Origin of the sequence: Hyphomonas sediminis (assembly GCF_019679475.1) — a bacterium.
Taxonomy (GTDB): domain Bacteria; phylum Pseudomonadota; class Alphaproteobacteria; order Caulobacterales; family Hyphomonadaceae; genus Hyphomonas; species Hyphomonas sediminis.
Genome location: NZ_JAIEZP010000001.1, coordinates 17,432 through 36,508, shown reverse-complemented (window position 1 = coordinate 36,508; position 19,077 = coordinate 17,432). Strand labels below are relative to the sequence as shown.

Annotated in this window: 18 protein-coding genes; 8 read left to right on the top strand and 10 right to left on the bottom strand. The window is 62.7% G+C overall.

Annotated elements, in window-relative coordinates; all coding sequences use genetic code 11:
• Nucleotides 1-13 precede the first annotated feature (13 nt).
• Nucleotides 14-988, bottom strand: a complete 975-nt coding sequence (locus K1X12_RS00175) for a hypothetical protein (RefSeq protein ID WP_220985622.1) — start codon at nucleotides 986-988, stop codon at nucleotides 14-16.
• A gap of 160 nt (nucleotides 989-1,148) precedes the next feature.
• On the opposite strand from K1X12_RS00175, the gene K1X12_RS00170 reads away from it, so the two are divergent.
• From K1X12_RS00170 to K1X12_RS00145, 6 genes are all read left to right on the top strand, one after another.
• On the top strand, nucleotides 1,149-2,753 hold the full coding sequence (locus K1X12_RS00170; protein WP_220985621.1) for a sensor histidine kinase: 1,605 nt from the start codon (nucleotides 1,149-1,151) through the stop codon (nucleotides 2,751-2,753).
• 96 nt (nucleotides 2,754-2,849) lie between these two features.
• The gene (locus K1X12_RS00165; RefSeq protein WP_225907811.1) at nucleotides 2,850-3,152 is read left to right on the top strand and encodes a hypothetical protein; all 303 of its coding nucleotides are present in this window, start codon (nucleotides 2,850-2,852) and stop codon (nucleotides 3,150-3,152) included.
• 38 nt (nucleotides 3,153-3,190) lie between these two features.
• Complete coding sequence (locus K1X12_RS00160) at nucleotides 3,191-3,544, top strand: DUF1491 family protein (RefSeq protein WP_225907810.1); 354 nt, start codon at nucleotides 3,191-3,193, stop codon at nucleotides 3,542-3,544.
• 74 nt (nucleotides 3,545-3,618) lie between these two features.
• Nucleotides 3,619-4,023, top strand: a complete 405-nt coding sequence (locus K1X12_RS00155) for a hypothetical protein (protein ID WP_220985619.1) — start codon at nucleotides 3,619-3,621, stop codon at nucleotides 4,021-4,023.
• Between the two features lie 81 nt (nucleotides 4,024-4,104).
• Complete coding sequence (locus K1X12_RS00150) at nucleotides 4,105-4,473, top strand: hypothetical protein (protein WP_220985618.1); 369 nt, start codon at nucleotides 4,105-4,107, stop codon at nucleotides 4,471-4,473.
• Between the two features lie 113 nt (nucleotides 4,474-4,586).
• Nucleotides 4,587-6,188 (top strand): peptide chain release factor 3, encoded by a 1,602-nt coding sequence (locus K1X12_RS00145; protein ID WP_220985617.1) that lies wholly within the window; start codon nucleotides 4,587-4,589, stop codon nucleotides 6,186-6,188.
• On the opposite strand, the gene K1X12_RS00140 is transcribed toward K1X12_RS00145, so the two are convergent.
• Together K1X12_RS00140 and K1X12_RS00135 are read right to left on the bottom strand one after the other, a co-directional pair.
• Entirely contained in the window at nucleotides 6,157-6,693 is a 537-nt protein-coding gene (locus K1X12_RS00140; RefSeq protein ID WP_220985616.1) for a PAN domain-containing protein, read from the bottom strand. The two genes, K1X12_RS00145 and K1X12_RS00140, sit on opposite strands and share 32 nt — an antisense overlap.
• Nucleotides 6,694-6,774: 81 nt before the next feature.
• Nucleotides 6,775-8,604: an ABC-F family ATP-binding cassette domain-containing protein gene (locus K1X12_RS00135; RefSeq protein ID WP_220985615.1), complete on the bottom strand. Its 1,830-nt coding sequence runs from the start codon at nucleotides 8,602-8,604 to the stop codon at nucleotides 6,775-6,777.
• Nucleotides 8,605-8,712: 108 nt separating this feature from the next.
• Between K1X12_RS00135 and K1X12_RS00130 the strand changes: the two genes are divergently transcribed.
• Nucleotides 8,713-9,564, top strand: coding sequence for a TauD/TfdA dioxygenase family protein (locus K1X12_RS00130; RefSeq protein WP_220985614.1), 852 nt, complete (start codon nucleotides 8,713-8,715; stop codon nucleotides 9,562-9,564).
• Here the strand turns inward: K1X12_RS00130 and K1X12_RS00125 are convergent.
• The 5 genes from K1X12_RS00125 to K1X12_RS00105 form a co-directional block, all read right to left on the bottom strand.
• Complete coding sequence (locus K1X12_RS00125; protein WP_220985613.1) at nucleotides 9,561-10,232, bottom strand: pseudouridine synthase; 672 nt, start codon at nucleotides 10,230-10,232, stop codon at nucleotides 9,561-9,563. The two genes, K1X12_RS00130 and K1X12_RS00125, sit on opposite strands and share 4 nt — an antisense overlap.
• A 7-nt stretch (nucleotides 10,233-10,239) precedes the next feature.
• Nucleotides 10,240-11,283: a class I SAM-dependent methyltransferase gene (locus tag K1X12_RS00120; protein ID WP_220985612.1), complete on the bottom strand. Its 1,044-nt coding sequence runs from the start codon at nucleotides 11,281-11,283 to the stop codon at nucleotides 10,240-10,242.
• A 153-nt stretch (nucleotides 11,284-11,436) separates the two neighbouring features.
• On the bottom strand, nucleotides 11,437-12,687 hold the full coding sequence (locus tag K1X12_RS00115; protein WP_220985611.1) for an acetyl-CoA C-acetyltransferase: 1,251 nt from the start codon (nucleotides 12,685-12,687) through the stop codon (nucleotides 11,437-11,439).
• A gap of 154 nt (nucleotides 12,688-12,841) precedes the next feature.
• Nucleotides 12,842-14,437 carry a DHA2 family efflux MFS transporter permease subunit gene (locus K1X12_RS00110; RefSeq protein WP_220985610.1) on the bottom strand — a complete coding sequence of 532 codons (1,596 nt, stop codon included), beginning with the start codon at nucleotides 14,435-14,437 and terminating at the stop codon, nucleotides 12,842-12,844.
• Between the two features lie 4 nt (nucleotides 14,438-14,441).
• Complete coding sequence (locus K1X12_RS00105; protein WP_220985609.1) at nucleotides 14,442-15,542, bottom strand: HlyD family secretion protein; 1,101 nt, start codon at nucleotides 15,540-15,542, stop codon at nucleotides 14,442-14,444.
• A gap of 257 nt (nucleotides 15,543-15,799) precedes the next feature.
• Between K1X12_RS00105 and K1X12_RS00100 the strand changes: the two genes are divergently transcribed.
• Nucleotides 15,800-16,483, top strand: coding sequence for a TetR/AcrR family transcriptional regulator (locus tag K1X12_RS00100; protein WP_220985608.1), 684 nt, complete (start codon nucleotides 15,800-15,802; stop codon nucleotides 16,481-16,483).
• A gap of 3 nt (nucleotides 16,484-16,486) precedes the next feature.
• On the opposite strand, the gene dnaJ is transcribed toward K1X12_RS00100, so the two are convergent.
• Together dnaJ and K1X12_RS00090 are read right to left on the bottom strand one after the other, a co-directional pair.
• Complete coding sequence (gene dnaJ, locus K1X12_RS00095) at nucleotides 16,487-17,638, bottom strand: molecular chaperone DnaJ (protein WP_220985607.1); 1,152 nt, start codon at nucleotides 17,636-17,638, stop codon at nucleotides 16,487-16,489.
• A 101-nt stretch (nucleotides 17,639-17,739) separates the two neighbouring features.
• On the bottom strand, nucleotides 17,740-19,038 hold the full coding sequence (locus tag K1X12_RS00090; RefSeq protein WP_220985606.1) for a penicillin-binding protein activator: 1,299 nt from the start codon (nucleotides 19,036-19,038) through the stop codon (nucleotides 17,740-17,742).
• Nucleotides 19,039-19,077 lie beyond the last annotated feature (39 nt).

Here is a 19,077-nt window from a genome sequence, read left to right as displayed (position 1 = left end):
GATTGGGCGCTGGTTATTTGTAAACGGCGCCAAGGCAGTCTGCGATTTCGGCCAGTGCGTGCTGGCTGATGCAGTGAGGAACTTCGAACTCCTGGCCGACACCGGCAACGCAGCCCTGCAGCTGCAGGTTCTGCATTTTCATGCAGCTCTGCACGCTCGGCTCGAGCATAACGCGGCTCAGCTTGGCTTCATCAACGCCATCGGCGCCAAGGATGCGGAGCGCTGCGACCGAAGCGATCTGGTTGGCGACCGGCTCCTTGCCGAACTTCACTTTCTTCTTGCCGCCGGTGAAACCGGTGGAGAGGAAGGCGGGCAGGCGAACTGCAGTGGCCACATCAGAAGCAGTTGCGACAGCGGCTGTCACGCTGGCGGCGTTGGTGTCCGAAATCGGCGTCGCCCCGTTCGGCGCGGCGAGCGCAGCGAGGATAAGGTTGTCTGCCGTCTGGCCTTTGCCCTGCATCAGCTTGAGGTTGTCTGCGCGTTTGTTGCCGTCCCGGATGCGAGACTTGGCCCAGCCATAACCCTGCAGCGAATAGCCTTGTTCTTTGACGACTGCGGCAGACGAATAGATCTTGGCGAGATCTTCATCCGTCACGGCAATTGCCGACCCGACGGCATCATCGCCACCTTTGAGAGAGCGGGCATAGCCGCCGCCGTTTGCGAAGCTGTTCACGACACGGTCGCGACCGTAGAAGGCTTCGATGTCGCGCACGTTTGCGCGGAAATCGGGATCCTGCGAGGCGACCATTGCAGAATAGGAGATCCAGCCACGGGTCAGCTGGTCTGCATTATAGGAGCCGAGGGTGGCCAAGGCGTCATCGATGTCGCCGGAATTCTTAAACGGCGAGCCGCCAACTTCGTCGGCATCGGATTGATAGGTCATGTACACGGCCGCCTTTTCGGAGACCGGGTCCTTGCTCTGGGCGATTGATACGCCCGCCAGTCCAGCAACGGCCAAAACCGCTGCGAACGCCCGCACTGCAGCCATCTTTCTCTCTCCCTCACGCGACACGCGATAGTGATGCCTTAACTTCCCTGACGGGGGAACCTCGCCTTGTCTGTTTGCAACATTACAAATACAGCAGGTGATCGGTAGGGCAGAAAATGCCTAATAAATCTCACTGGGGCGTTAACATTTGGACCCCCGCATGTCGCAGAAGCGATTACAGTTTGTACACGTTGCCTGGCTCGCCCTGTGCGCAGGCAGCGGCTTTGCGGGCCTGATCGCAGGCGCGCCCGTGTGGCCGGTGCTGGCGATCACGGCGTTCGCCGTCCTTCCCGGATTCGCAGGAATCGCGACGCCCGCTGGCGATACGCCAGGGCGCGGTATCGTGGTGATTTGCTGGACGGTGGTGGCGTTGGCTGGCCTGATTCTCAGCGGGGGCGGGGTATCGCCGCTGACCGTGCTGCTGGTGCTGCCACCGCTGGCCGGACTGCTGGCGGGCGCACGTCGAATGGCGGCAGAAGCAGGCGTATTTGCGACGCTGGCGCTGTTCATGGCGCTGGTCGCTGGCGGTCTTGGCTGGCTGCCGTCGCCGCCTGAATGGACGGGCGCGCTGGCGGCGCCGTTGGCGTTCTCCGGCCTCGTTACGGCCGCGCTCATGGTGTGGATGCTGGTGCATTCCGGCATGGCCGAAAAACTCCAACCATTCCTCCAACGAGCCGGGCATTCCGACCAGGAAAACTCCAACCAGATCGAGCCTGCGCGCCTCACGGTGCCGGTGCCGCAGATACCGGCCAAGGGCGCAGCGATCATCGAGGTGACCCCCGAAGGCCGCCTGCGCGCGGCGGCTGGTGATACGTTTGGCATGACGACCCTGCGGCCCGGCACAGCGCTGACTGCGCTGTTCGAGCCCGGCAGCCTGCCGGACGGGATGACGGCCGACGGAGAGACCATTCTGGGCGAGGCAAAGCTGGTGACGGGCCAGCGGGTTTTGATCTCGGGCGAGCGCCGCACGGGCGGCACAGCGCTGCTACTTTTCGCGCCGCCGAACCTGCCTGCCGATCCGGGCGAGGAGGCACGCGAAGCCTATGAGGCAGAGCTTAAAAGGCGGACGGCTTTTTTTGCTTCCCTCGGACACGACCTGCGCACGCCGCTGCATGCAATTCTCGGTTACGCTGAGATGATGCAGGCGGAGCTGATGGGGCCGATGCCGGAAGCTTATGCCGATTATCCGGCGATCATTCATGAGAGCGGGACGGACCTGTTGCTGATGGTCGATGATATTCTCGACCTCTCGCGCGCCGAGGCGGGCGAGCCGCGGCTTGATCCGGAACCAGTGGACCTAACGGCCTCTGCAGAGTCGGTGATCCGCCAGATGACGGGCCATGCGAGCCGGGCGAGCGTCACGCTGAAGCTGAAGGCGACCGGCGAAGTGTGGGCCGAGGCGGACGCCCGCGCCGTGCGCCAGATCTGGCAGAACCTTGTGTCCAACGCGATCAAGTATTCAGGCAGCGGCAAGACCGTGACACTGGAGACGCGCCTTGAGGATGGCGCCGCGATCCTCAGCGTTCAGGACCGGGGCGCGGGCATTCCGGCAAGCGATCTGGCCCGCCTGACCCAACCCTTTACCCAGGCCAAGGGCGCGAAGCCCGGAACCGGACTCGGCCTGTCTGTGGTGCGCCGGTTTGCTGAACTGCATGGCGGGGAATTGCGTCTCAGTTCCCGGCCCGGCCGGGGAACCAAAGCCGAGGTGATCCTGCCGCGCGCCAGTGAGGCCGATCTTTTCCCGCTGGATGAGGCGGCGCAGTAAGCTCACAGAAAGCTGCCGACAAAGCTGTGGCCTTGCCCTGCAAAGCGTGTCACGTTCTGCGAACTGTTATCAGTCAAGGGGTATCTCAAAATGAGAATGGCAATCGTTGCTGGCGCGCTGGCGCTTGCGCTTACGGCATGTGGTGGAACTGGCTCGTCGAAGGCCGCTATGGTCAAGGCCTGCTCGGACGCCGGTGAAGACAAGGCGATGTGCACCTGCCTTGCAGATGGTCTTGAGAAAAATCTCGATGCGAAAACCTTCAGCACGGTCGCCAAGGCGATGTCGAAGGGCGAGGAAGACGGCCAGAAGATGATCGAAAACCTGCCTGCAGAAGAGCAGGGCAAGATCATGGGTGCCATGATGACTGTGGGCATGAGCTGCGCCATGGGTGGCGGCTGATGCTTGACCGGCAGGCGTGAAACGGCACATTCGGGCCGATGATGGAACGCCTGCCAGCCAGACTTTGGGCGGACGCGCTGATCCGCCGGGCGAGTATCGCCGGGGCCAGCGCGTTCGTCACGCAGCACGGCGATGATGATCGCGGCGATGTGCTGATCAAGGTGGCCCGCCTCGACGGAACTGCGGCTGCCTATACCCCGTCGATGAACCTCGAAGGGGAACGCGTTTTCCTCAATCTGATCGTGCAGGGTATCGGGCCGGAAGAGGCCTCGGTGGATGCCTATGTGCAGCGCGCCCGCGGGCGCGACAGCGACCTCTGGATCATCGAGATTGAAGACCGGGAAGGGCGCCACTTCCTGACCGAGAAGGTCGAAGGTGATCCGGCTGCTTGAGCGGCTAATGCGATTGTAATCTGGCATTAAGCCGGCCTGCCGGGCATCTTCCGCGTCAAACAGGAGGAGATTCCATGAAGCCCGCTTTTGTCCTGATTGCCGCCGCCGTGATGTTTGCGCCTGCTGCGCTTGCCTGCGAGTCTTACGTTGCCGATGTGAACAAGGCCGGGCTTGCCGTGAAGGCGGCCAACAATGAGCGCATGGCCGTGCAGATCCAGTTCGAGGATGCTGAAGCCGGGCGGGGCGAGCTGCGCCGTGAAATCGACGCCAAGGGCAACACCCCCGCACGCCAGGCTGAGCTGGACCGCTACAAGGCCGCGATCCGTAAGGCAGAGCTCGCCTGGACCGACCGGCAACCCGAATGGGACGCGGCCGAGGCAGAACTGGTGACCGCCATTGCCGCACATGAAGGCGCCTGCGGCGCCAATTCGCGCACCGGCGTGTTGCTGGGCGGGCTGGGACTGAAACTCAACCGCTAATCGGGCAGGCATAAACCGCCTGTTTACCCTGATCCCGGCATTTTCGACTCGCTGGGGCGAAGACTTGGGGGCCGGGCGGCGATGCTGTTCCTTCTGAATGACATTGTGACCGAAATTGAAGCGCCGGAGATGCGGCTGCTGATGCGCGAAGCCGTGTTCGGCGGCGACGTGCAGGCACTGCGCCCGCGCGAGGCGATGGAGCTGGCGCGCGGGCGGTTGCAGGCGGTGCATGACCGGGGCCAGGTGCCAGACCGCGCGATGGTCGATGATCTCGCCGCCCTCATTATTGCCAAGACCGGCGCCAATGCTGCGCTCTTCCCGGTGCATGAAGGGCGGGTGGCCGAGGCGCGCCTGACGATCCTGCCGGAAGCCATCCTGGACGCCGTGCGCACACGCCTGGCCGAGGGCCGGGGCGCTGATGCGAGCGCCTTCTGGACCCGCGCGGCCTGACACCCCAGACCCCGGCAAACAAACCAGTGGCGCCTCAAGGCAGGCAGCCCCTTCATTCCATTGCCTAAATCGGTTAGGGCCTCGCCCAGATCAGACAAGACCGGCCCATCCCCATGTCGCACGTAACCGAAGCCGCCCGGCGGCGCACTTTTGCCATTATCGCCCACCCCGACGCGGGCAAGACGACGTTGACGGAGAACATCCTCCTTGCCGGCGGCGCGATCCGGGCCGCAGGGGAAGTGGCCGCGCGGGGCGAGACCCGGCGCACCAAATCCGACTGGATGAAGATCGAGCGCGACCGGGGCATCTCGGTCTCGGCCTCGGTGATGACGTTCGAGTTTGACGGCTACATGTTCAACCTGCTCGACACGCCGGGCCACGAAGACTTCTCTGAAGATACTTACCGCACGCTGACGGCTGCCGACTGCGCGGTCATGGTGCTGGACGCGGCCAAAGGCATTGAGCCGCAGACGCTGAAGCTGTTTGAAGTCTGCCGGATGCGCGACATCCCGATCGTCACCTTCATCAACAAGATGGACCGTGAGGCGCTCGAGCCGATCGCGCTGCTCGATGAAGTGCAGGACAAACTGCAGCTCGATACCGCGCCGCTTTACTGGCCAGCGGCCAGCGGCCAGCGTTTTGCCGGGATGCTGGACCTGACCAAGCCGCGCTTCCTGAAATATGAACGTCGCCCCGGAGAACCTGCCCGCATCGGCGCGGCAGAAGAGGTACCTGATGAAGAGGCCGCGCTGAAAGCGGCGCTGGACGAAAGCGTCTATGCGGAGCTTTCCGAGGGCGCGGAAATGGCGAAAAGCCTGCTGCCGGAATTCGACCGGGACGCGTTTCTGAGCGGGAACATGACGCCGGTCGTATTTGGCTCGGCGCTGCGCCACTTCGGAGTCGCCGAACTCCTGCGTACGCTGCATTCCTATGCGCCGGGCCCGCGGGACCAAAAAGCCGTGCGCAAGGGCGCCGCTGTTTCCATCTCTCGCGAGGACCCATCCGTAAGCGGATTTGTATTCAAGATCCAGGCGAACATGGACCCCAACCACCGCGACCGGGTTGCTTTCGTGCGTCTCTGTTCCGGCGAATTCCGCCGCGGGATGCGCCTCAAGACGACGGCTGGCAAACAGCTCAATATTCATAACCCGCTGATGTTCATGGCGCAGGACCGGGAAATCGCCGAGACCGCCTATGCCGGCGATGTGATCGGCGTGCCTAATCACGGTCAGTTGCGGGTTGGCGACTCTCTCTCCGAGAACGGAGATATCCAGTTCAGTGGCATTCCAAACTTTGCGCCTGAACTGCTTCGCCGCGCCCGGGTGAAAGACCCGATGAAGGCCAAGCATTTGCGCAAGGCGCTCGAAGGCCTCGCGGAAGAGGGCGTGACCCAGCTCTTCATCCCGTCGATCGGCTCGGACATGATCGTGGGCGCTGTCGGCCAGCTTCAGTTTGAAGTGATGATCGAGCGGATGACGGCTGAGTACGGTCTCGAAGTGATGTTCGAGCAGGCGCCCTACAATGTAGCGCGCTGGCTGGCGTCGGATGATCCGAACAAGCTCGAAGAGTTCATGGAAAAGAACAAATCATCTTCAGGCACTGACCTCGACGGGGCGCCGGTCTATCTGGCGAAGAATGCCTGGGATGTTGGCTATGCCCAGGAGAAGAACCCAGGCATCCGCTTTACGGCGACGAAGGAGCGGGCGCTGGCGTAAGCGCTGCGTCTGCCGTTTCGATGATGACGCTGGCGGCTTCGTCCGCCTCTGCCAGGCCGCCCTGGAGCTGGCCGGGAGCAGGCGCCGGCGTCATGACAGCCTCAGGCGGTTCGCCGAGGGTGGCGTTTTTCAGCTTGATGGCGATGCCGGAGGTTGCGAGGCGGTTTTCTTCCTTGCGGCCTTGCCCACGCTTAAGCTCGCAACGAGCCGCCGAGGCGCCGTAGGTGTCAACGAAAGACCATGCCTGGCAGCTCAGCGCATCATCGCACGCCGCTTCGCAGGCAAGAGCGGAGACCGCGTCCGTGACCGAATAGGTGGCGCCAAAACGGTAGGTTTCCGGTTCATGGCCAGGGGGGAGGCTGACGGGCAGCGGCGCGGCTTCAGCGCCAGTTGCTTCCAGCGGGGCAATGGGGGGCACCAGGAGCGTTTTCTCGTCCTTGCCGTCCGCATGGGCGACAGCAGCCGCGCCAAGGCAGGCAGCAGCAATGAGCATGGCAAGACGCATCGGTTCAGACTCCCGGCTATTATCCGGCGCTGAAGATACGTTTGCCGCGTTAACGAAGCGTTTGCCCTGAAAACCAGTGGATCAGCCCGCTAGGCCGGCGCGTTTTTCCTCGATTTCGAGCCATTCCATCTCGATGTTGTCCAGCTCGTCGCGGGCAGCGCCGATGCGGGCGGACTTCCTGTTGAACGCGTCGGCATCACGGGCATAGAGGCCGGGGTCGGCGAGCTCGGTTTCAAGTTTGGCGATTTCTGCCTGGAGCTTGGGGATGAGCGCGTCGATTTCCTTGAGCCGGTGCTCGTCCTTGAAGGAGAGTTTGGTCTGGGGTTTTGCCTTGGGGGCAGGGGCGGCGTCCTTCGCGCGCGCCGGGGCGGCGGGCATCTTGGCAGCATCCTTGCGGCGCACATCCTTCAGCTGTTCCTGCGCGTCGCTCCAGCCACCGGCGGTCTGGATCCATTCGCCGTCTCCAATCGGGGAGAGGCAGCTTGTGACCGTCGCATCGAGGAAGGCGCGGTCGTGGCTGACGAGGATCAGCGTGCCCTCATAATTGAGGAGCATGTCTTCCAACAGATCCAGCGTCTGCATGTCGAGATCGTTGGTCGGTTCGTCCATCACGAGCAGGTTGGACGTGCGGGCAAGGCCAATGGCGAGGGCAAGCCGGTTGCGCTCGCCGCCGGAGAGCGCGCCGACAGGCTGGCGCAGCTGTTCCGGCTTGAAGAGGAAATCCTTGGCATAGGCGGCGACATGGCGCTGGCGGCCCTGCACCATGAGGGAGTCCCCGCCTTCAGGGGCAAGCGCTTCCCAGATCGTGTCCTTCGGGTTCAGCGTATCGCGCGTCTGGTCCTGATAGGTCACCTGCAGCGTCTTGGAATGGTAGAGCGTGCCGGCGTCGGGCTCGATCTCGCCCAGCAGCAGGCGGACAAGCGTCGTCTTGCCCGCGCCGTTGGGGCCGATGATGCCGATCCGGTCTCCGCGCAGGATGCGCAACGACAGATCCTTTGCGATGACGAGCGGCGCGCCTTCCGGCGTGATGAAGGTTTTCGACAGGCCTTTGACTTCGACCACCTTCTTGCTGAGGGAGTCGCCCGCGTCTGCCGAAATGGTTGCGGCGGCCTTGCGATCGTTCAGGGCGCTGCGCATTTGCGCGTGCTCTACCTTCAGGTCCTTCAGGCGGGCGAGGCGGCCCTGGTTACGTTTACGCCGGGCAGTGACGCCGCGGGCAAGCCAGTGCTGTTCCTCCTTCAGGTGCGTCGTCATGCGCCGCATCTGGCGTTCGTCTTCTTCCTCGATCTGCTCGGCCCACTGATCGAATTTGAGGTAACCTTCCGGGCTCTTGAGCACCTTGCCCTGGCGCAGCCAGAGCGTATTGGTCGAAATGTTTTCTAGGAAACGGCGGTCGTGGCTGACGACCAGAACGACGCCGTTGAAAGTCTTCAGGCGGCTTTCCAGATACTCGATCATTGGCACGTCGAGATGGTTGGTCGGCTCGTCCAGCAGCAGGATGGTGGGCTCCTGCGCGAAAGCCTTGGCGAGGGCAGCTCGGCGGAGCTGTCCGCCGGAAAGCGTTGACGGGTCTGCGGCCGGATCGATGCCGAATTCCATCAGCTCTGCCTCCGCCATATAGGTCGCTTCGAGGCCATCGCTGGCATAGTCCATCACGGTTGTGTAGCCGGCGAGGTCGGGCTCCTGTGCGACATTGGCATAGGTTACGCCAGGCTGGCGCCAGACTTCGCCGGAATCGGGCTCGATGCGCTCGGAGATGATCTTCATCAGGGTCGACTTGCCCGCCCCGTTGCGGCCGACCAGCGCGGCGCGCTCGCCTTTCGACAGGGCGAGGGTAACGCCTTCAAACAGGGGGCTTCCGCCGAAGGACAGGCGGACATCGGTGAGCGTGATCAGAGGGGGCTGTGCCATGGCGCGGAGATAGCCGCTGATGGGGCTCGGCGCTAGGGCGCAGCCGCTTCCCCTTTGTGGCCAAAGGCTGTTACGATCTCCGAAAAGCATTCAATGGGAGGAAAAAGTATGGCGTACTCAGACGCTGAGGCAGGGTTCACGCAATTTGAGGCGCGCCCGCTTTCGCCGACGATCGGGGCGGAATTGATTGGTGCGAACCTGGCGGCGCCCTCAGAGCAGCTGATTTTGGAGGTCCGGGCTGCGCTGCTGCGCTACCAGGTCGTATTCTTTCGGGATCAGGACATAACCCGGGCGCAGCACATCGCCTTCGCCCGCGCATTCGGCGAACTCGAAATCCATCCGGCAACGCCAGACGATCAGGACAATCCGGAAATCCTGCGTATCGCGCACGGCGCAGCTTCCCGCGGGAAAGAAAATTTCTGGCATTCGGATGTCACATGGCGTGAGGCGCCGTCGCTTGGATCTATCTTGCGGGCAATCGAGTTGCCGCCTGTGGGTGGGGACACCCTCTTTGCAAATATGGTTCGGGCATATGAAGATCTAGATCCCGCCCTGCAGGAACGTTTGTGCGCACTTACCGCCGTGCACGATATTGCGCGCGTTTTTGCCAAGCGCCTGAACAAGAACAATGACGAGCTGCACAAACGGTTTCCGCCGCAGGAGCATCCGGTCGTACGGACTCATCCTGAGACGGGGCAGAGATTGCTTTACGTCAATATTGCGTTCACGGACTATATCAAGGGAGTGGACAGGAAAGAGAGCGATGAGCTGCTCGCATATCTGTATTCGCGTGCTGCAATTCCGGAATACCAATGCCGTTTCCGTTGGGCACCTGGCTCGATTGCCTTTTGGGATAATCGCGCCTGCCAGCACTATGCAGCCAGCGACTACTTTCCGCAGGTTCGCGTGATGGAGCGGGTAACGATTGCTGGTGACCGACCGTACTTCAAGGCTGCCTAGGCAAGTTCGCTGCGCTCCGCATCAGTCAGCAATCGCCATGCGCCTTCGGCGAGGTCGCCAAGTTCAAGGGCGCCAAATCTGGCGCGATGAAGCGCTTCGACATGGTTGCCGGCGGCGGCGAACATGCGGCGGGCTTGATGATAGCGGCCCTCTGTAAGCGTCAGGCGCGCCGTGCACTCGCCGGTGACTTCCAGTGTGGCGGGGAGGCAGGGTTTGTCCTCTCCGCGCAGTGTCAGCGTGCCGGAAGCGAACAGCTCTGCCTCATGGCCTTCCAGCGGCCGGGCGAGGGTTGCCTCATAAGTTTTCGGGATTTCCGATTTTGGCGAAATGAGCTTGTGCAGCAAGGCACCATCATCCGTAAACAGAAGGAGTCCGGTAGTCTGCGCGTCGAGGCGGCCGACCGATGACAACTTCGGATCGCGCTTAATAAAGCGGGGCGGCAGAAGATCGTATACAAGGCGGCCCTGATCCTGGTGGGAGCAGGTGAAGCCGGCCGGCTTGTTCATCAGGATGACCATGCCTGGGGCGGGGTCCAGAGGTTCACCGTCGAAGGTAATCTCTTCACCCCAACCCTTGATGCGCCCCTGGCGGATGGCGATTTCCATCTCCTTGCGTGAGCCGTAACCGAGCCCGGCAAGGTATTTCGCCAGCTTTCGCGTGTCGTTCATGGGGCAATCACTTCTGCCGCTTGGGCTTCTCGGCACGGATGATCTTATAGCCGGCCTCGTCTTCCAGCATTTCATGGGCGCGGAAGCAGGCAGAGAGTTCTGCCTCATACGGAAGGTGCCGGTTGGCGACCAGCCACAGCGTGCCGGAAGGTTTCAGCGTTGCCGCCGCAGCGCGGATGAAGGAGCGGCCGAGGTCGGTATTGTCCGCGCGGCCTGTATGGAAGGGCGGGTTCATCACGGCGAAATCGTAGGTCGCTTTGGGCATGTCATTCAGCGCGTCGGCCCAATGCGCCTGAAAGCGGCCTTCAAACTCGTTCATCGTGCCCTGAATGCAACCGAGCGCGCGGAAGTCCGCTTCATAGAGATCCATGCGTTCAATGGCGGGGCAGTGAGTGAGTAGCTCGCGGCTGAGGAAACCGTTGCCGGCACCGATGTCGACGCCGAGGCCTTTCACATGTTCGGGCACGCTGTCGGCCAGCAGCTCGCTGCCGGGGTCCACACGGTCCCAGCTGAAGAGGCCGGGTCGGCTCCAGAGATCGGGCTCGATTTCGCGCGGGGTATCTTCGGCGATCCATTCTTTTGCGAGCGCCGTGTTGATCCGGGAGGTATCTTTGGTTGCCCAGAAGGCGCGGCACTTGTGCTTCGACAGGCTGGTTGTTTCGCCGGCGATCTCGGCGAGGGATTTGTCGGTCGTCTTGGCGCCGAGCGTATTGGGCAGGGCGGAGAGGATGAGGCCACCCTCCGGCGCAGCCAGCAAGGCGCGGGCGAACAGGGCGCGGGCATAATCGCGCTGACGCGGCGGGACGACGATTGTCAGCTTTGCTTGCGGGATCTCGACCGAGTCCGGCGCGAGTACGGTGTAACCGGCAGCTGTCAGGGCGTCATGGGCAGGTTTCTGGGTGGTCCGCAGGACCAGGCGGTCCTTCGGCAGGCGCGACAGCCAGGGGCCGGGCTCGGCATTCAGCACGAGGATGGGGCCATCCTCAGGCAGGGTGACAGCCTCGGTTTCGAGGGCGAGCAGCAAGGTTTCAAAGACAACAGGATCCATCATTCGCGGAGCGATAGCCTTCCCAGCGCCCTGTGGGAAGGCGCATTTGCCGTTCCCGATCCGACCAGCGCTGCTGCGGGCAGGCTTACTTGAGGCCAAACAAAAAGCCCCGCCAGCGATGGCAGACGGGGCATTCTGTGTCGCTTCGAGCGAAGATCAGGCGCTGAGGCGCTCGATGATGATGGCCGGAGCCATGCCGCCAGCGGCACACATCGTGACGAGGCCGTAGCGCTTCTCAGTGCGCTCGAGCTCGTCGAGCGCGGTGCCGATGAGGATCGAGCCGGTGGCGCCGATCGGGTGGCCGAGGGCCATGGCGCCGCCGTTCACGTTCACCTTGTCGCGGTTGAGCTTCAGGTCACGGATGAACTTCTCGGCGACCACTGAGAATGCTTCGTTGATTTCCCAGACGTCGATGTCGTTGACGGAGAGGCCGGCTTTCTCGAGCACTTTCTTGGCAGCCGGAACCGGAGCGTTGAGCATCAGCGTTGGGCAGTCGCCCATGTTCGCCGTGGCAACGATGCGGGCGCGCGGCTTGAGGTTATGCTTCTTCATGTAGGCGTCGGATGCCATCAGCACACCGCCCGAGCCGTCCACAACGCCCGAGGAGTTGCCGGCATGGTGAACGTGCTGGATGCTGCCTTTGAGCTGCGGGTAGCGGCTTTCGATCAGGCTGCCATAGGTGGTGCCTCTGTCGTCGACCGGGATGTTCCAGAACATGTTGAACACGGTTTTCAGGCCCGACAGGCTTTCCATCGTGGTGCCCGGACGCGGGAATTCTTCATGGTCGAGGGCGAGCGTGCCATCGACGTTGTAAACGGGCACAACGGACCGGTTGAAGCGGCCTTCTTTCAGGGCCACAGCAGCGCGCTCCTGGGAGACGACAGCCAGGCGGTCCACGGCTTCCCGGTCGATACCTTCCAGCGTCGCGATGGCATCCGCGCAGCAGCCTTGCTGGGATTGCGGGTGACGTTCGCGCAGGCGCAGGTTGCCAGCGTCCATCATCGGCGGGCTTTTCGGATCCGCCGAAGCAGCCGTGTAGCTCATCATTTCGCAGCCGCCTGCGATGACGCAGTCTTCCATGCCGGACATGATCTGCGCGGCGGCGAGGTTAACCGTGGTGATGCCCGAGCCGCAGAAGCGGTCCAGCGTCACGCCGGAGGCTTTCACATTGTAGCCGGCGTCGAGCGCGGCCATGCGGCCCATGTCGCCGCCCTGCGCGCCGCGCTGGCTGGACGTGCCCCAGATGATGTCGTCAACGGTCTCGGTGTTGAGCTTGTTGCGCTCGGCCAGCTGGCTGAGAACGGTCGCCGCAAGGTGCTGCGGGTGCATGTGGGCGAGGGCGCCCTTTCCGACTTTGCCAACGCCGCGAGGCGTACGGCAGGTATCAACGATATAGGCTTCGGCCATGATGTATCTCCCTGACTTATGATAGGCGCGCTCTGGCGTCGTCTGTCCAAAGGCTTACGCGCGCGTAAGGAGCATGGGAAGCCGTGACGCCGGGTCAGTTTCGGCGGGATTTATGCGTTTTGGCTTACGCAGGGTGAGCCATACGTTTAGCTGTTCAGTGCGCCGGCCCGCCTGGCGCATTGATTGGCTTCTTCAGCACAAGGAGGGTCAGGCTGATGAAGCAGAACGCCATCGCCATGGCCATGAACAGGTTGTTGAAAGTCATGGTGAGCGCTTCAAGTTTCATCCGCATGACGAGCTGGGCGATTGCCGTCGAAGAAGGGTCTGCCAGACCGTGGGCGGCGGCGTTGGCTTCTGCCTGTTGCAGGAAGGCCTGCACTTCCGGGCGAGACGGGTCGAGGCGGCTGCCGAGTTCCTGCTCGTGCAGGGCGGTGAAATGATAGGTCATCGTGTTCAGCGCTGCGATGCCGATCGCGCCGCCGAGGTTTCTCACGACAGTGAAGAGGCCCGACGCATTCGCCACCTGTGGCGGGGGCAGGGTTCCCAGCGCAAGGTTCGACACCGGCACCATGGTCAGTATGAGGCCCATGCCACGCAACGCCTGAGGCCAGAAGAGTTCGTCAAAGCCCGATTGCGGCGTCAGCTGCGCGTTGCCCCAAAGGCCGGTCATCACGAGCGCGATGCCGATGCCCACCACGATGCGCGGATCGAGCCTGCGGGTGAGGGCGCCGGCAAGCGGGCCGCCGATGAACATGGCGAGGCCGGAGATACTCATGATGTGCCCGATCTGGAGCGAGGAGAAGCCCCGCACCTGCCCGAGGAACAGCGGTAGAATATAGACCGACCCATAGAGGCCGAAGCCGACGATTGTGGCGAGCAGGGAGCCCGACCAGAAGTTCCGGTTGCCGAATACTTTCAGGTCAACGACCGGCGTATGATAAGAAAAAGCGCGGTAGAAGAAGATCGCTGCGGAGATGATGCAGAGGGCGGTTGCAATGCGAATGTCGCCATCGCTGAACCAGCCCGCCGCAGGGCCTTCATCGACAACCCATTCCAGGCTGCCGAGGAAAAGCGCCATGGCCGAGAAGCCAAGCACATCGAGCCGTTTCAGAAGGTTGAGATCACCCTTTTGTTTGGGGACGAACAAATAGACCAGCACGCAGGCGGCGATGCCCGGAACGATGTTGATCAGGAAGAGCCAGTGCCAGCCGAGATGTTCGGTGACCCATCCGCCGAGCGTCGGGCCGATGGAGGGAGCAAGGGTTGCTACCATGCCGATCATGACCTGCTGGGTCATCGAACGCCCACCGGGGAACAGTGTGAAGGCGGCCGCCATTGTGGTGGGCACCATGGCGGCGCCAACAAAGCCCTGTATGGCGCGGAAGGCGACGAGCGAGTCAAGGTCCCATGAAAGCGCGCACAGAAAGCTGGAAACTGTGAAGGCGCCGGCGGAGATGATGAACAGGCGGCGGATGCCGAAAACGCGGTTGAGGAAGCCTGACAGCGGAATTCCGACGACTTCCGCAATCAGGTATCCGGTTTGCACCCAGGCGATTTCTTCACCGCTGGCAGCAACGCCCGCCTGAATCTGGCGAATGGAACTTGCCACGATCTGCACGTCGAGGATCGACATGAACATGCCGATCACCATGGCGAGGAAGCCAATGTGAAGTGTCAGGGGCACTTTCTCATGCGCAGCGCCTGCACCGGCAGGGGCACCAGCACCGGGCGTGGCCGTCGCGGCAGTCATGGCATCAGTTCCGGGCTGGCTTTACCGAGACAGTGGCTTCGACAGACAATCCGGGCCGCATCAGGCCGGTCGCCAATGCTTCATCCGCAATGGAAATGCGAACGGGCACTCGCTGCACGATCTTGGTGAAGTTGCCGGTCGCCGTATCCATCGGGATCAGGCTGAACTGGCCGCCCGAGGCTGGCGCGAGCGAGTCGACGGTGCCGTGGACTTTCATGTCCGGGTACGCATCAATGCTCAGCTCAACCGGCTGGCCGGGCTTCATCTTGCCGACCTGCGTTTCCTTGAAGTTGGCAATGACGTAGGAGTTCTGCACGGGGACGATCGCCATCGTCTGCTGGCCAGGATTGACCAGTTGGCCTTGCGACACGGTCCGGTTGGTGACGATGCCGTCAACCGGCGCGCGGATTTCAAAGCGGCCGGAATTGAGTGCTGCGGCGTCGACGCGCGCTCTGGCGGCCGCGACTTGCGCGTCCGCGCTGGCAATGGCGGCTTCAGCGGCGCTCAGGTCTTCATTCGCCCGGGCGAGCGCTGTGCGGGACACAGCGATGCGGCTGTTTTGAGATACGACGGCGGCGTTGGCCTGCTCGGCCGATGCGCTGGCGGCGTCAAACCTGGCGGTTGCGGTGTCGATGCCGGCCTTCGGAAAGAAGCCGCGCTCAGCAAGCTGCCGGTCGCGGGCGAGTTCATCCTGGGCAAGGCGTGCGTTCGCGCTGGCCGCATCGGCGCCGGCGTTCAGTTCGGACAAGCGGTCGTTTTCTGCGGTGAGGCTGGCGGCGGCGCCAGCGGCAGTGGATTTCAGGGAGGCAAGCTGCGCGCGGGCGCGGGCTGCTTCGGCTTCAGACGCGGCAAGCGTGGCGCGGGCTTCTTCCATGCTGGCGGCGGCGTCCGCGCCTTCGAGGCGCAGCAGGAGGTCGCCAGCTTTCACGGCCTGATTGTCGCTCACAACAACGTTTTCGACATACCCCTGAACCTTCGGGGCAACCAACGTGATGTCGGCGCGGACATAGGCATTGTCGGTCTCAACTTCGAACCGGCCAGTCGTCCACCATTCAACACCTTTCCAGGCAAGCACGACGGCGAGGACGACGCCAACGCCGATCATGATGGGCCTCCTGTGCTTCTCGATGAAGCTGGGCCGAGTAGCCGCCGATGCGGCCGGCGCCTGAACGGGAGGAACAGGGCCGGTCGCATCGGGGGGAAGCGTCTGGGAGGGCGCTGGGCCCGGCTCAACACTGGGAGGAAGCGGTTGAGCGGCGGGTTTCGAGGCAAGTGTCTGGGAACGCATTTGGTTCTGCTTTTTGCCGCCAGGCGTGGGAGAGCGCCGGACTTGTAATCTTGATTACACTATCAATTAGTGTAATGTCAATTACACCAAAGCGTGAAAGTGCATTGATGTCTGCTCCAGAGGCCAAATCCCTTGAAAGCACGGCGCCTGGTCGTTCGGCTCGGGCTGAGCAAAGGCGCGTTGCATTTCTCGATGCGGCCAGGGAAGTCTTTCTTGAGCAGGGATATGAAGCGGCGAGCATGGCGGAGATCGTCTCGCGGGCAGGGGGCTCGCTCTCGACGCTATATTCGCAGTTCGGCGACAAGGAAGGGTTGTTCCTGGCTGTGGTGGAGCGTCGGGTAAAGGAGCTGTCCAACGCTATGGCGCTGGAATTGTCTGCCCATACGCCGGCTGAGGAGGGTTTGAGACGCATCGGTCAGAATTTCGTCGCGCAGCTTCTCACGCCTGCCGGAGTCGGCCTTTACCGCATCATACTGGGGCTTGCGCCGAAGTTTCCTGAGTTGTCACGCCAGTTCTACGAAAAGGGACTGAGCGAGGTGCGCGATGCGCTGGCGGAATACCTGCGCGATCGCGAGCAGGCTTGCGAATTGAAGTTGCGCGACCCGCTTCGCGCAGCACATTTCTTCCTCGAAATGGTCAGGGGAACGATGGCGCACCGCGCCCTGCTGAATCCCGGATACTTTCCGGATGCGGAGGAAATAAACAGCGTGGTGGAAGATGCAGTCAGCCTCTTCCTGGATGGCCTTCGCCAGCGTTGAGGATCAGATCGGGCGCTTTTCGTCGCCGTCGCCGCCCCAGAAACGCTTGATCTTGCCAAGGAAGCCTTCGCTTTCGGGGTGGCAATCGGCGCCGGAGCAGTCGCAGAACTGCCGCAGCAATTCCTTCTGGCGAGCTGTCAGGTTTTGAGGCGTTTCCACAAACATCTCGACATAGAGGTCGCCGGTCTGGGCGTTTGCGCGCACGCTTGGCATGCCCTTGCCGCGCAGGCGCAGCTTACGGCCTGTCTGGGCGCCTTCGGGAATGGCGACGCGGGCGCGGCCGCCATCAATGGTCGGGATATCGATTTCGCCGCCGAGGGCGGCTGTCGTCATAGGCACGGGCGCGCGGCAATAGAGGTTGGGGCCGTCGCGCTCGAAGATGTCGTGCTCGACGACTTCGACAAAGATGTAGAGGTCGCCTTTCGGGCCGCCACTGGTGCCGGGCTCGCCTTCGCCGGAAAGCCGGATACGCATACCGCTTTCGACGCCTGCCGGGATTTTCACCTGCAGTTTGCGTTCTTCCTTCACCTGGCCGCTGCCGCCGCAGCTCTTGCAGGGCTTGCGGATGATCTGGCCGCGCCCCTGACAGATATGGCAGGTGCGCTCCATCGTGAAGAAACCCTGCTGCGCCCGAACGCGGCCATGGCCGCCGCAGGTCTCGCAGGTTTCAGGCTTGGTGCCAGGCGAGGCGCCTGAGCCGTCGCAGGGGCGGCAGGTTACGGCCTGCGGCACATGGATGGTCTCATCCTTGCCGTAGAAAGCTTCTTCAAGCGTGATTTCGAGATCATAGCGCAGGTCTGCGCCGCGTTGCGGGCCGCCGCGCTTACGGCCTGAGGCGAAGCCCCCGCCGAACACCTGGCTGAAGAGATCCTGGAAAATGTCTTCAGGGTTGCCGCCCTGGCCGAACGGGTTTCCGCCCATGCCGCCATTCTCGAAGGCGCCGTGGCCATAGCGATCATAAGCCGCGCGTTTCTGGGCATCGGAAAGAACAGCATAGGCTTCCCCGACTTCCTTGAACTTCTCTTCGGCTGCCGGGTCGCCCGCATTCTGGTCGGGGTGATACTTCATCGCCAGCTTGCGGTATGCCGATTTCAGTGCCTTTTCGTCGACCCCGCGGTCAACGCCCAGCACCTCGTAATAGTCGCGCTTGCTCATGATGTAGTTGCTGCCTGAACTCTATTTCACCCTGTTGCGGGGTCATTTGGGGCGCCTGAACGCAGCCCGCAAGGGCTGGGATCAGCCGCGGGACAGGCCAATTAGCTACCACCCGGGGGGAATTGGGTAATACCTTTCTCTACGACAGCCGCGCCAGAGCCGCTGATTTGCTTGACGGCGAGGCCGCGCTGGGCGGTGCCGTCGAGACGGTAACGGAACAGGCCGTTCACCCCCATGAAGCCATTCGGATCGGTCACGCCGGAATGCTGGATCCTGCTGGCGGTAGAAAGGCTTACTGCCATCGCGGCGGCGTCATAGGCCGCAGCCGCAAGGTCAGATGGCGCGCGGCCATAGATCCGGTGGTAAGTGTCTTTGAAGGTCGACATATTGTCGGGATCGGACGTGGCAAAAAGCGCGCCTTCCAGCGCCGGCTCGCGCCAGATGGAGCTGTCGTCCCAAGCGCTGGTTCCCAGCAGCCGCACCTTGCCGAGGTCTACGCCATTGTAGGGCAGGAGCGGAGCGACTGCGAGCAGCTTTACGCCGCGTTCCGGGATCATCACGCCAATGCGCTCTCTGGAGACAGCGGTTTCTGCCTTGATCACGCTGGCAATCTGGCGGGCCTGGTCGCCTGCGCCGCTGTCGGCGGGGTAGAAGGCACTCGATGCCATCCGCCAGCCATTCTTGGCCGCCTCGGCGCGCATCGCCGCTTCCACCTGCTTGCCATAAGTGGAGTCGGGTCCGAGGAAGACGAAGGTGCGGGTGCCGCGGCTGGCGGCGTAGCCCATCACGCGGATGACTTCCTCTTCCGGCATGATGGAGGCAAGGTAAACTCCGCCGCCGGCGACTGTCTTGTCATTGGAGAATGCGACGACCGGGAGGGATTTGCGGCTTGCCGCATCTTTAACGCCGCCGACATTTGCCGCAAACAGCGGCCCAAGAATAATGTCTGCGCCTTCTTTGATGGCCTCGTCTGCGCGGGCTTCAGCCGTCGAGGCGCGCCCAGCTGTGTCCTTTGGAAGGATCATGAAATCTGTGCCGGCGAGTTCGAACAGCGCCAGCTCGATGCCGGCCAACATGGCTTCGGCTTCGGTACGCACATTGGCGCTGGGGTGAGAGAAGGGTAGCAGCACGGCAGCGCGCTTCACATCCTTGCCAACCATGAAATCAGGGGTCAGGCCGCCATCGTCTCGGTGGTAGGGTTCCAGCGCCAGATCGTCGACTTCTTCACCAGGCTTGGCTTGAACAGGCTCGCCGGTGACCGGATCGACGCGCGGTTGGCCGGTGCCAATCGAGACCGGCGGGCGGGCGGGCGCGGAGGCACATGCAGTTGCCAGAAGCAGCGAGGCCAGCACAAGGCTTGGCGCCCGGAGTTTCCTGAGCAATGGTGGCAACAATGTCATCTTCTGATCCTTCCGACGCCAGTTCGATTCCAGCCCGTG